The organism is Clostridium magnum DSM 2767 (assembly GCF_001623875.1).
GTDB lineage: Bacteria > Bacillota > Clostridia > Clostridiales > Clostridiaceae > Clostridium_AM > Clostridium_AM magnum.
In genome coordinates, this window is record NZ_LWAE01000002.1 from 963,840 (window position 1) to 976,268 (window position 12,429).

Consider the following 12,429-nt stretch of genomic DNA (forward strand, 5'->3'; position numbering starts at 1 on the left):
ATGCTCAAGATCTCTGGAAAAACAATAATAACCTTAGATGTTAATGGAGAAAATAGAGAAGTTGTGGTAAAACCATCAGACATTTTATTGAATACCCTTCGAAATGAACTAGGACTTACAGGAGCTAAACCAGGTTGTGAAAATGGAGACTGTGGGTCATGTACCATTCTTATAGATGGATGGCCAGTAAAATCTTGCTTAATGCTAACCGTTGAAGCAATAGGGAAGAAAATAGTTACTGTTGAAGGCTTGCAAAATGCGCCAATACAAAAGGCTTTTGTGGATAATTGGAGCTTTCAATGCGGATACTGTACTTCGGGATTTTTGATGGTTTGTCATGCTTTAGCGAATATTCATCCTGATGCAAATGATCATGTAATAGAACAATGGCTGCAGTCTAACATTTGCCGATGTACAGGATATGAGGAAATAAAAGATGCAATTAAGTCAGTTTTATCAGGTAATTAAAATATAAAACTAAAAAGTTTCTTAGTGAAAAGAATAATGAAAAAAGGAAGTTTGTTATGGGAGTTGTTTCATTTTGGGTTTTGTTTATTATTATGCTGATAGTTGATATAGTGTTTATTTTTAATAAAAAGTTAGGAGTCCCAGATTTTATAGTAGTATTGACTCTAATGGCATTAGTAGGTATAGTACATTCATTATTGGTAAGTCAGCTTCATCTTTATTATTATGTTTCTAAAGAGGCTACTCATGTATATTTTATATTTTATGATATAGTTGTATATCCTGCACTTGCAATATTATTTATACGATTTCTATTTATAAAAAGGACAGTAAGATATATGATTATATACAATATATTTTGGATATGTTTTATGACTTTGTTTGAACTATTAGTTGTAAAACCTGCAGGTATTATTGTTTATACTGGTTGGAGGATAATTCCACAATCTATTTATTTCTATAGCCTAGCATATCCATTATTTGCGGTATATTACATAAAGTTAAAAAAGTTATGCTGATTTTCAAAAATTCTATTATAATAACAAAGTGTCGACAAAGTCGACACTCGGACAGATATAAATCTGCTTATTTATTTTGTCCAGAAGATATAAGAATATTGTTATAGTGCTGCTGAACATAAGCTTGTGATGTACTAGTATCATGAGGTATACTGTTTTTCAAATATAAATCAAAGTGCCCTACAACACTATTATTAGGAGTGCTATCAAAGCTGTGAGGCATTCCTGACAGGGAACCTGCTATATTCATACCGTCTTTAAATATTATTACTGGTCTTGGTGTCCAATTCCAGCTGCCGAATATGCTTTTCATAACAGAAGTATCAGAAGTTGTAAGAGGTTCTATATCACAATGATTATATCCGCCTAGTACCTTCACTGTAAACTGTTTTCTTGTTGCAAAATCAACAATTGTAAAAACATCATTTCTTTTTAATAAATATTGTCCATCTTTGAACCAATCTACTAAATGACCATATTGAGTAGGAGCTTTATCCATTCCAGGAGTTACAGCGTAATCCCTTGGAGCATAGCCGTTTATAGCAATCTTTTGGCCTTCGCTAAACCAATCATTATTAGTCATATAGTTATATTTTAAAATATCAGAAGCAGATACATTAAATTTTTTGGCTATTGATTCTGCGGTGTCACCTGCTTGTACAATATAGGTTACTGAAGGAAAAGCTTTTACTGGTTGTGGTGTAGAGACAATCACCGAACCTGAAGCTGTAGCTGTCGCAGGATTAGATACTGCTGCTGAAATATTCTCTTTTATCTGTTGAGACTTATATGGTATTAGTAACTTTTGGTTTAATATTAAGTTGGATGATGCTAAATGATTAACATATTTAATATCATCAACTGTAGTTCCATAGTTTCTAGCTAGTAGATACAGTGTATCGCCCTGTTGTACAGTATGTGTTATTGTGTCAGGCAATAATTTAATCACCTGTCCAACATATAAATTCTCTGTATTTAAATTATTTAATGTTTTAAGGTAGCTAATTGTTGTGCTATTGTTAGTAGCTACTTTCCATAAGCTATCACCGCTCTTTACAGTATAGTTATGCTTATCTGGTATTAGCTTTAAAACTTGACCTTGCATAAGAGTGTCTTTATTTAAATCGTTTACGGTTTTTAAATAATCTATGGATACTCCTAATTTTGAAGATATATTCCATAGACTATCCCCCTTCTGAACTGTATACATTGAGCTATCTAAGGCAAATACCTTTGTTGGCATAAGCAGCATAGGAACAATCATAGCTGATAATAGAATTTTGGTTATGTTTTTCATTTACATCGACCTTTCTTTTAAAAGTTGTAATGTTACTCTTTAATTATCGAATAATTTTAAAAGATATTGTTAGTGTTTTCATGGATCTGTTGTAAATAAAAGGATGTATATTTAAATTCTAAAATATAAGGGGGTTCCTTTTACTAATCAAATCTTGATGTAAAATAATGTAATAGTTTCGGAAAATATCCAAGAAGAATATTGACAAATATACATTTAGTATATAGAATGTAAGTATAACAAAAAACGTTAATTTAATATCAATGTTTTAAGGTGCTTCTAAATGAAGAGAATAGGGAAAAAGGTTTAAAACCTTTACAGCCACCGCTACTGTGAGTAGGGATGAAATCTAGTGAACACTGGCGTATTGCTGGGAAGTTTAGAGAGTAAGTTAATCTATTAGTCAGGAGACCTGCCTTAAAATAATTAACAACAACTTCGGTGGGAAGTGAGTGGTTATATATGTTTACATAAAAGTCAATTTTGTATAAATTGTACTAGTTAACTTTGTGTAAGCTCATTATGTACTATCTTAACCTGCAGTTGCTGCAGGTTTTTATTTGTATAGTTATAAAAAATTTAATAGTTCAGATAGGTGTCGGTTGTAATCAAAGGTATTATAAACCGGTGAAAAGGAAAGATGGGTGAAAATCCCACACGGTCCCGCCGCTGTAAGAGAGGAGTCCCTCTGAGAATGCCACTGAATAATCGGGAAGGCAAGAGGTGATTATGATGCTTGAGTCAGAAGACCTGCCTGTTTTAATACCAGTTACTCTACGAGAGATAGAGGAGGTTTAATACAGTGCGCCTATTTTTAGTATTAACTCATTATCTTTTTAGAGATAATGAGTTTTTTTAAATTCATGTGATTTATTTTTATATTCATTTATATAATATTTTTAATATTCTTGGAGGTAAGTAATGTCAAATGTATTAGTTATTGCGGGAACAATGGATGCTAAACAAATAATAGACAAGCTTTATAAAATGGATGAAAAGGTTACCGTAATGGTCACCACAAAGTTAGGTAGTGAGCTTATAGATCACGATGATAGTATTGATATTTATCAGGGAAAGATTAATAAGGTCAGCATCGTTGATATTATAGATAAAGTACAGCCAAAATGTATTATTGATGCGTCTAATCCTTTTGCGGTAGACATATCTCGAAATGTAATAAGTGCTTGTAAATCGATTGAAATACCCTATATTAGGTTTTTAAGAGAAAAAGTAACGTATGAGGGCCCTGATATTGTAAGGGTAAAAAATTATGAAGAAGCATTTAAATGCATTCAGGAATATGAAGGTAATATCATACTAACAGTGGGAAGTAAAAAAATTGAAACCTTCACTAAGATACCTGACTATCGAAACAGAGTATACCTTAGAGTGCTTCCAGATTCGATGGTTTTACAGAAGTGTGAAAAGCTGGGATTCAATTCGAGAAACATAATAGCAATGAAAGGCCCCTTCAATGAAGAGTTAAATGTGGAGATATTTAAATATTGTAATGCTTCTGTTTTAGTGACAAAAGATAGTGGTAATACCGGAGGCGTTATAGAAAAAATAAATGCAGCCAGAAAATTAGGAATTAAAATAATTATGATTGAAAGGTCTGATGAAAATTATGAAAACAAAACGACTTCAATTGAAGAAATAATTGATTTTGTAAAGGAGATAAGTATCTATGGATCATCATAAACATAGAATCGGACATAGACACGGCGAAGGGTTTTCAATTGATTTTTATGCTTATACTTCTAAAATAAGACATTGGAATCCTACTTTTAAAGTATCTCTTTCTGTTTTAATACTGATGCTTTGCATTGTATTGAACAACCCATATGTATCTATTGTAGTCATTATTGCAATGGCATATCTGACCATTGTAAAAGGAGGGCTTCCAATACATGAATACCTGTCAATACTAATGATTCCAATTGCCTTTATACTCCTTGGTACTTTTACCATTGCTATTGATTTTTCAAGGGAGCCTATAGGACAGTATAACCTGTACCTTGGTTTCTGCTATGTGTTTACTTCAGGGGAAAAGATTAAGGAAGCAATCTTTTTAATTTTGAAGGTTTTTGCAGCTATCAGTGCTCTACAGATGATGATACTATCCACTCCATCTTCTGAGATTATCTGTGTACTTCGAAAAGCACATGTGCCAAAGCTTATTATAGAACTTATGAATATGATTTACCGTTATATTTTTATTCTAATGGATGTCTATACTAAAATGAAAAACTCCGCAGAATCCCGTCAGGGCTACTGTGATTTAAAAACTTCATGCTATACCTTTGGAAGTATTGCAAGTAACATGTTGGTTGTTTCATTGAAAAAGGCAAACTCTTATTATGATGCTATGGAAGCCAGGTGCTATGATGGAGATCTTATATTTTGGGAGGAAGATAAAAAGATAGAAAAAATACAAATCGTGACAGCAGCAGCATTCATAATTTTCTTGATTCTGCTCTGGAGCTTTACAAGATAGAAAGGAGATATTATGAGAAAACCAATATTAAAGGTTGAAGATTTGTACTATGTATATGGAAATGGAAATCCTGCATTGAAGGGAGTAAGTGTGGATATCTATGAAGGGGAGAAAATCGCTGTTATTGGTTCCAATGGATCTGGAAAGTCCACGTTTTTCTTGAATATCAATGGGGTATTTACACCGGAACAGGGAAAAATCATTTACCGTGATACAGTCATTAATAAAAAGAATTTAAAAGAACTTAGAAAAAATATTGGAATTGTATTTCAAGATGCGGATAATCAAATTATCGCATCCACAGTTATGGCAGAGGTTGCATTTGGACCGATGAATTTAAAACTTCCAAAAGAGGAAGTAAAGGAAAGGGTTGAGGAGGCACTGGCATACATGAATATATCCGATTTCAAGGATCGTCCGCCCCACTATTTGAGCGGCGGTGAAAAGAAACGTGTCAGTATTGCGGATATCATTGCTATGAAGTCAGAAATCGTTGTCTTTGATGAACCGACAGCAGCACTGGATCCTTTAAATGCACAGATGTTAGAAGAAGTTTTGGATAAGCTAAGTTCAGAGGGCAAGACAATGCTTATTTCTACCCATGATGTGGATTTTGTATATAGATGGGCTGAAAGAGCCATTGTATTCTGTCAGGGTAAAATTATTGCAGATGGAACACCACTGGAAATTTTTAAGAACAGTGAGATTTTAAAACAGGCAAATTTGAAACAGCCGACTATGCTTCAGGTCTACGAATCTCTTGTAGAAAAGCATCTTTTGCAAGATACAAAGACTTATCCAAGAAGCGCTGAGGAGTTGAAGGAGTTGCTTGAAAAACAAGAGGTTTTTCTAGGTGCTTTAGCTTAAATTAATATAAATAAAAATTAGTAATAATATTACATAAGGAGGAAAATAAAATGAATCAAAAGGAAAAGAAAATTGTTGCAATGGCGGCAGCTTTTGCATTAGCTTTCGGAGTAACCCCGGTAGTAAATGCAATGCACATCATGGAAGGATATCTTCCACCAAAATTCTGTATTATGTGGGGAGTTATCTGCCTACCATTCTTAGTGGCTGGTTATTTATCAATTAAGAAAACACTGGAAGAGAACCGTAAAGCCATCACCATTCTTGCTATGACAGGAGCATTCGTTTTTGTACTTTCATCTTTAAAAATCCCATCAGTAACAGGAAGTTGTTCCCATATGACTGGTACTGGACTTGGTGCAATTTTATTTGGACCAGCCGCAGTTAGTATTTTAGGTATCATTGTGCTGATTTTTCAGGCAATTCTTCTTGCTCATGGCGGATTGACATCTCTTGGTGCTAATACCTTTTCTATGTCTATTGCAGGTCCTATAGTTTCTTATGGAATCTATAAATTATGCCAGAAGATGAATGTAAATAGAAGTGTAGGTGTTTTTTTAGCAGCAGCAATTGGTGACTTATTTACCTATTGTGTAACTAGTATTCAGCTTGCACTTGCATATCCCTCTGCAAATGGTGGTGTTGCAGCATCTGCAGCTAAGTTCCTTGCAGTATTTGCACCTACACAGCTTCCACTTGCAATTATAGAAGGTATTTTAACTGTTGTTATCGTTATAGGTCTTGAAACTTATGCGAAATCCGAATTAGCTGGTATTGGATTTTTAAAGAGAGGTGAAAATTAATGACAAAGACAAAAAAGAAAGTTACTACTTTATTAATCATTGCTGCATTAATTGCTATTATTCCAATATTCACATTAAAGGGTGCTGAATTTGGCGGATCCGATGATGCAGGAAGTAAAGTAGTTGCCGAGATAACAGGTACTGATTATCAGCCTTGGGCCACACCTATTATGGAAAAATGGATTGGTGGAGAATTACCAGGGGAAATCGAGACGTTGATCTTCTGTGTACAAACAGGTATTGGAGTAGGTGTACTAGCATTCTTCATGGGAAGATTTGTAGAAAGAAACAAGAAAGAAAATCAGCAGAATAAAATTGCGTAATGTTTTTCATATTTATAAAACTATAAGTGTTTGTTAAATTAATAAACATAAATGTTTCGTTTTTTAGGGAACCTCCAATGGTTCTCTTTTTGCGTACTCCTCAATATTGCTAATTAATAATATCTCTTATGTCGTAGAAATTATTTTTATAAATATTGAAAAAGGCGTCCTTCAAAATTTTAAAAATATAAGATGAAAATATGTATATAGAAAAAGAAAAGTTTCATAAAGATACTAAAAATATAAAACAAGAAACAATTGTATCAAAATGATAAATAAAGAAAATAATTTATCAAAATGAGATGAAAGTATTTTCATTTTGAAACTAAATTGATTATTAGCAGCATTTTTTTCAATGTTATTAATTGGCATGATAATTGCTATATTATAGATATGAGTGTAGTAATGTGGAAATAAATAATGCATTTAACAACACTAGAAGGCTAATAAAAAAATAATGGACGATGTTGTAGAAAAAACAATAAAAAGTTTGATGGGGGGTGCATTAAAGAATTTACATAGAATATATTGTAGTGTTTATTCTTCACAATAATTTAATGTAAATTATAAATATAACAACTTAATGTTTTTAGTTATTTTATTTTGTAAAGGAGACGATATTATGCATATGGCTGACGCTTTGATTTCACCGGTAGTGGGTGGAACTATGCTGGCTGCTACTGCTGGAGTTGCAGCTTATTCAATTAAAAAAATTCAGGATGATATGGATGAAAAGAAAATTCCGCTAATGGGGGTAATGGGAGCATTTGTTTTTACAGCACAGATGATTAATTTTACAATACCAGGTACAGGCTCCAGTGGACACCTTGGCGGAGGAATGCTTCTTGCGATATTACTAGGTCCTTATGCAGGATTCTTAACAATGGCTTCTATATTGTTGATTCAGGCATTGTTCTTTGGAGATGGAGGTTTGCTTGCTTATGGCTGTAACGTATTCAATATGGGCTTTTATACTTGTTTTGTAGCATACCCTTTAATTTATAAATGGTTTACACGCAAAGGCATTAATTCCAAGAGTATTCTTGGAGGTTCAATGATTTCAGCAGTTATTGGTCTTCAGATGGGAGCTTTTAGCGTTGTTCTAGAGACTCTTTTATCAGGAAAGACTGAACTGCCTTTTGAAACCTTTGTATTACTGATGCAGCCAATACACTTAGCAATAGGAGTGGTTGAAGGCTTTGTAGTAACAGCAATTGTTGCTTTTATATGGAGAACCAGACCAGAAATTATAGAAAAGGCAGCTATAGGAGAAGCTCTTGGAAGTATATCCATCAGGAAAGTAATGACAAGTCTTTTAATTGCAGTAGCTGTAGTCGGTGGTGGTCTTTCATGGTTTGCCTCTGCAAATCCTGATGGTTTAGAGTGGTCTATGGAAAGAACTGCAGGGACAACAGAATTGGAAGCTTCAGATGGAATTCATAAAACATTAGCCCAAATACAGAGTAAGACAGTATTTTTACCTGATTACAGCTTTAAGGTAAATGAAAGTGAAAATAAAGAACAACCAGCTGCAGAAGCTGAAGCTGCATGGCCTGCGGTTAGTGCAGGGACAAGCGTTTCAGGTATAGTAGGGGGAGCAATGACACTTGCATTGGCAGCAGTCACAGGATTTGCTATCAGTGCAGCTAAAAAGAAGAAAAGAAAAGTTACAAATAAAATTACAACTTAAGTAATTCAGGGTGGGGCAGAAAACCCTGCCCTAAATTTTATTATAAGGATTTGATTTTACATGACAAACGTAATAAATTCCATATTTAATATGAGGCTTCTAGATGACCTGGCACAGAAAGAAACCTCAATACATAGTATTCATCCTCTTGTAAAACTACTAACTACAATCGTATATTTAATTGTAGTTATATCATTTGGAAAATATGAAATTGGCAGTCTTTTGCCTTTTGTTTTTTATCCTGTGCTTATTTTTGCCTTAGCAGAACTGCCAGTAGCTCCAATTCTCAAAAGAATATTGATAGTTGAACCTCTTATTATTGGAATTGGGATATTAAATCCATTGTTTGATCATCATACAATGGTTCTTGGTGGAATTGTTATTTCAAGAGGATGGGTTACATTTTTATCTATTTTTATAAAATGCGGCTTAACGGTGACAGTGAGTATTTTACTAATTGCAACCACAGGAATGGATAGGCTAGGTGCAGCACTGCGTATGTTAAAAGTACCTAAAATTTTTGTTTTACAATTATTGTTAACGTACCGTTATATCGCCGTGCTTATGGAAGAGGTTGCTAGGATGCAAAGATCTTACTTGCTAAGGGCACCAGGACAAAAGGGAGTACACTGGAGAGTTTGGGGACCTTTTGCAGGACAGTTGCTGCTAAGGACATTTGACAGAGCGCAGCGAGTGTATCAAGCAATGAACCTGAGAGGTTTTACAGGTGAGTATAATACGGGAAATGTTGCAAAAGTAAGAGGTAAAGATTTTGCCTATTTGGCAGTATGGAGTTTTGTTTTTATTATTTTCAGAATTTATAATATACCTATGCTAATAGGTTCATTGTTAACAGGAGTGATTAAATAAATGAGTCATCATAAACTTGAAGTAAGGAATTTACATTTTTCTTATCCAGATGGGCATGAAGCAGTAAAAGATATGTCTTTTACAATCCACCATGGTGAAGCTGTAGGGATTATCGGTGCGAATGGTGCTGGAAAGTCTACTCTGCTTATGCTGTTAATGGGGGTGATTTTTCCAGATCGTGGAGAAGTCCTCATAGGAGATGTACATGTAACAAAAAAGACATTGCCGGTAATACGTCAGAGGTTAGGAATGGTTTTTCAGGATACTGATGATCAGTTGTTCATGACAACTGTTTATGATGACGTAGCCTTTGGACCGCGAAATTACAAGCTTGATGAAAAAGAAGTTGAAAGCCGAGTAACAAAGGCTTTGGAATTAGTGGGAATACCCCACTTGAAAGACAGAGCACCATTTAAACTATCCGGTGGAGAAAAGCGTGCTGCTGCAATTGCATCTGTTTTATCAATGGAACCGGATGTGTTGATAATGGACGAACCGACATCTGCTTTGGATACTAAATCAAGACGGAGATTAATAGGTTTATTAAAAAGCTTTGAACATACAAAGATAGTCACTAGTCACGATTTAGATATGGTGCTTGAAACCTGTAAAAGGATTATTGTGATTAAAGGCGGTGAAATTGTCGCAGATGGAATAACAGAGGAGATTTTATCCAATGCGGAATTGTTAGATAGTTGTGGATTGGAAATACCTCTTTCGCTTCAGAATTGTCCAGTCTGTGGAGCTTCAAAAGTTTAATAGTACCTTAAATTTAAAAAATTACTTAAGTGTAGTTCATTCTTCACTTAAGTAATTTTTTTCGATTTTTGGTGTGACATAGAAGTTGATTGATTAATCGTTAGTGATATTATTTGTATCAAAATGAGTTGAGTTAGAATGTGTTTATCACTTTGAAACTGATTCGGTTTTCAAATTGATAAAGTTTATCGTTCTTATCATGCAATATCAACGCTTCTGATGCTGGCACGAAAGTTGCTGTATATAATTATAGTTTGAGATAAATTTAAAAACCTAAACCCTAAAATGAAAATTACTTAAGCGCAGCCCTCCTGTACTTAAGTGATTTTTATTTTTTATATAGAGAGCTTAAAGTTATAAGATGATATAGTTTCATAATGATAATATAATTCATTAATTATCATTATGAAACTATATGAATTATCATTGTGATACAAGAGTGCAAAATAACAAGTATTTTTCAAGTTTTTGTAATTGGCATGAAAAATGCTTATATCTAAATTAAGAGATTTTATTATAACAAAGAAAAAAACGGAGGAGTTTTTATGATTTACAATGAAAAAAATGAATACAAATATTATCACGGACATGATCATAATCATGATGGCTGCGAACATTCGCATGAACATAGTGGACATAATCATGTTCATCGTGGTCATAGTCATGCACATGAAGTATCAGCAGATTGTGATTGCAAATCAGATCTAAGTAAAGATGAGGAAACTTTAAGAATTCTATTAGATCATTGGGTTGAACATAATGAGTCTCATGAGGATGGATTTAAAGAATGGGTTAAAAAAGCAATATCAATGGGAAAATTAGAAACTGCAGAATTTATACAAAAAGCTGTAGAATTTATGCAAGAAGCAGATAAAATGCTTATGGAAGCAAAGGAAAATATGTAACATAAAAAGCTTGAGGAGGAAATATTATGAATAAAGAATTATGGAAAAAATGTGTGGAGTTTCACGGACATGAATGTCCAGGGTTAGCAATAGGCTTTAAGGCTAGTGAGGCAGCTAGAGAAAAGATGGGATTATCTTTTTCTAAAGATGAAGAAGTTGCTTGTGTAACTGAAAACGATGCTTGTGGTGTTGATGCAGTACAGGTTATAACAGGTTGTTCTATGGGTAAAGGTAATTTGATATATAAAGATGCTGGTAAGATGGCTTTTACATTTTTTAGTAGAAAAAGCGGTGAAGCTTTAAGAATAGTTTTAAAGCCATGGAATAGAAGTGGTGATAGACAAAAGGATATGGAATATATGCTTGATGCACCCTATGAAGAATTATTTGATTTTAAAAAGCCAAACTTTACTGTGCCGGAGAATGCTAGATTGTTTAATAGTATAGCTTGCGAATCTTGTGGAGAAAGTACTGCTGAGTGCAAGATAAGAATAATGGATGGCAAAAATGTATGTGGAGATTGTTTTAAGGAATATTCAAGGGGTTTCTAATTATGGATATGAAATATTTTTCTGATTTATGGAGAAATTCAACAAAGTATTATAGTGTAGAAGAGAAATTTTGGAATGAAAGAGCTGAGGAGTTTAATAGAAGGGATATAGAAGAAAAAGAAAACAGGGATTTTTTCTCTATATTAGATTTTATTGAAGTAGAACAAGATGCAAAATTTAAGAATGTATTAGATATAGGATGCGGCACAGGCTTCTATTCTATACAATTTTCAGGAATAGCTGATTATGTTGCCGGTACAGATATTTCTAAAAACATGCTGGAATATGCAGAAAAAAACGCAGAAGCTAAAAATAGAGGTAATATAACTTTTGTAAAAAAACCTTGGTCAGAATTAAATTTAAAAGAATTTCAATGGAAAGAAAAGTTTGATTTAGTTTTTGCATCTATGACACCAGCTGTAGATAGCTATGAAGATCTTATGAAAATGATAGCTTGTGGAACAAACTTATATTTTCTAAGTGGGTTTGTAGAAAGAAAGGACAGTTTAAAGGATGAACTTTCAGAAATAATTTTAGATTCCCATAGTAATAATCCTCATGGAAACAAAATATATAATGCTTTTAATATATTATGGAACATGGGTTACTATCCAAAGATAAGCTATAAAGATTCTAACTGGGAGAGATATAAGTCTGTAGATAAATTTTATCAAGAATTTGTAATTCATTTTGAAAGAAAAAAACTTTTAACAAGAGAAGATAAAGCTGCTATTAAAAATTACTTAGAAAATAAAGCGGTAAATGGTATGGTACAGGAAAAAATAACTTCTAAAGTAGCATGGCTTTTCTGGAAAAAATAGCATATATATGGAGCGATACTTAAATCTAATGGAGTTCTTATTCCTAGATTTAAGTATTAG

Annotated in this window: 14 protein-coding genes and 2 riboswitches; of the genes, 13 read left to right on the forward strand and 1 reads right to left on the reverse strand. The window is 33.3% G+C overall.

The window, feature by feature from the left end; all coding sequences use genetic code 11:
* On the forward strand, positions 1 to 468 hold the full coding sequence (locus CLMAG_RS11880) for a (2Fe-2S)-binding protein (protein WP_066622297.1): 468 nt from the start codon (positions 1 to 3) through the stop codon (positions 466 to 468).
* A 92-nt stretch (positions 469 to 560) separates the two neighbouring features.
* Positions 561 to 986 (forward strand): CBO0543 family protein, encoded by a 426-nt coding sequence (locus CLMAG_RS11885; protein ID WP_139264231.1) that lies wholly within the window; start codon positions 561 to 563, stop codon positions 984 to 986.
* Positions 987 to 1,053: 67 nt separating this feature from the next.
* On the opposite strand, the gene CLMAG_RS11890 is transcribed toward CLMAG_RS11885, so the two are convergent.
* Positions 1,054 to 2,283: a LysM peptidoglycan-binding domain-containing protein gene (locus tag CLMAG_RS11890; RefSeq protein WP_066622301.1), complete on the reverse strand. Its 1,230-nt coding sequence runs from the start codon at positions 2,281 to 2,283 to the stop codon at positions 1,054 to 1,056.
* A 254-nt stretch (positions 2,284 to 2,537) separates the two neighbouring features.
* Positions 2,538 to 2,717, forward strand: a riboswitch (cobalamin riboswitch).
* Between the two features lie 142 nt (positions 2,718 to 2,859).
* Positions 2,860 to 3,055, forward strand: a riboswitch (cobalamin riboswitch).
* A gap of 149 nt (positions 3,056 to 3,204) precedes the next feature.
* Between CLMAG_RS11890 and cobK the strand changes: the two genes are divergently transcribed.
* The 11 genes from cobK (at position 3,205) to CLMAG_RS11945 (ending at position 12,369) form a co-directional block, all read left to right on the forward strand.
* The gene (gene cobK, locus CLMAG_RS11895) at positions 3,205 to 3,984 is read left to right on the forward strand and encodes a precorrin-6A reductase (protein WP_066622303.1); all 780 of its coding nucleotides are present in this window, start codon (positions 3,205 to 3,207) and stop codon (positions 3,982 to 3,984) included.
* Positions 3,971 to 4,780, forward strand: coding sequence for a cobalt ECF transporter T component CbiQ (gene cbiQ / locus CLMAG_RS11900; protein ID WP_066622305.1), 810 nt, complete (start codon positions 3,971 to 3,973; stop codon positions 4,778 to 4,780). Before cobK ends, cbiQ (CLMAG_RS11900) begins: the two co-directional genes overlap by 14 nt.
* A gap of 12 nt (positions 4,781 to 4,792) precedes the next feature.
* Positions 4,793 to 5,647 carry an energy-coupling factor ABC transporter ATP-binding protein gene (locus tag CLMAG_RS11905; RefSeq protein ID WP_066622307.1) on the forward strand — a complete coding sequence of 285 codons (855 nt, stop codon included), beginning with the start codon at positions 4,793 to 4,795 and terminating at the stop codon, positions 5,645 to 5,647.
* 50 nt (positions 5,648 to 5,697) lie between these two features.
* Entirely contained in the window at positions 5,698 to 6,450 is a 753-nt protein-coding gene (locus CLMAG_RS11910) for an energy-coupling factor ABC transporter permease (protein ID WP_066622309.1), read from the forward strand.
* Complete coding sequence (locus tag CLMAG_RS11915; RefSeq protein ID WP_066622311.1) at positions 6,450 to 6,773, forward strand: energy-coupling factor ABC transporter substrate-binding protein; 324 nt, start codon at positions 6,450 to 6,452, stop codon at positions 6,771 to 6,773. The genes CLMAG_RS11910 and CLMAG_RS11915 overlap by 1 nt, the downstream gene beginning before the upstream one ends.
* A gap of 622 nt (positions 6,774 to 7,395) precedes the next feature.
* Positions 7,396 to 8,463: an energy-coupling factor ABC transporter permease gene (locus CLMAG_RS11920; RefSeq protein WP_066622313.1), complete on the forward strand. Its 1,068-nt coding sequence runs from the start codon at positions 7,396 to 7,398 to the stop codon at positions 8,461 to 8,463.
* 60 nt (positions 8,464 to 8,523) lie between these two features.
* A complete protein-coding gene (gene cbiQ / locus CLMAG_RS11925) occupies positions 8,524 to 9,333 on the forward strand; it encodes a cobalt ECF transporter T component CbiQ (RefSeq protein WP_066622315.1) in 810 nt (269 codons plus the stop codon).
* On the forward strand, positions 9,334 to 10,092 hold the full coding sequence (locus tag CLMAG_RS11930; RefSeq protein WP_066622316.1) for an energy-coupling factor ABC transporter ATP-binding protein: 759 nt from the start codon (positions 9,334 to 9,336) through the stop codon (positions 10,090 to 10,092).
* Between the two features lie 545 nt (positions 10,093 to 10,637).
* A complete protein-coding gene (locus CLMAG_RS11935; RefSeq protein ID WP_066622317.1) occupies positions 10,638 to 10,997 on the forward strand; it encodes a DUF8180 domain-containing protein in 360 nt (119 codons plus the stop codon).
* 26 nt (positions 10,998 to 11,023) lie between these two features.
* Positions 11,024 to 11,548: an FmdE family protein gene (locus tag CLMAG_RS11940; RefSeq protein WP_066622318.1), complete on the forward strand. Its 525-nt coding sequence runs from the start codon at positions 11,024 to 11,026 to the stop codon at positions 11,546 to 11,548.
* Positions 11,549 to 11,550: 2 nt separating this feature from the next.
* Complete coding sequence (locus CLMAG_RS11945) at positions 11,551 to 12,369, forward strand: class I SAM-dependent methyltransferase (RefSeq protein WP_066622319.1); 819 nt, start codon at positions 11,551 to 11,553, stop codon at positions 12,367 to 12,369.
* The last annotated feature ends 60 nt before the right edge of the window (positions 12,370 to 12,429 follow it).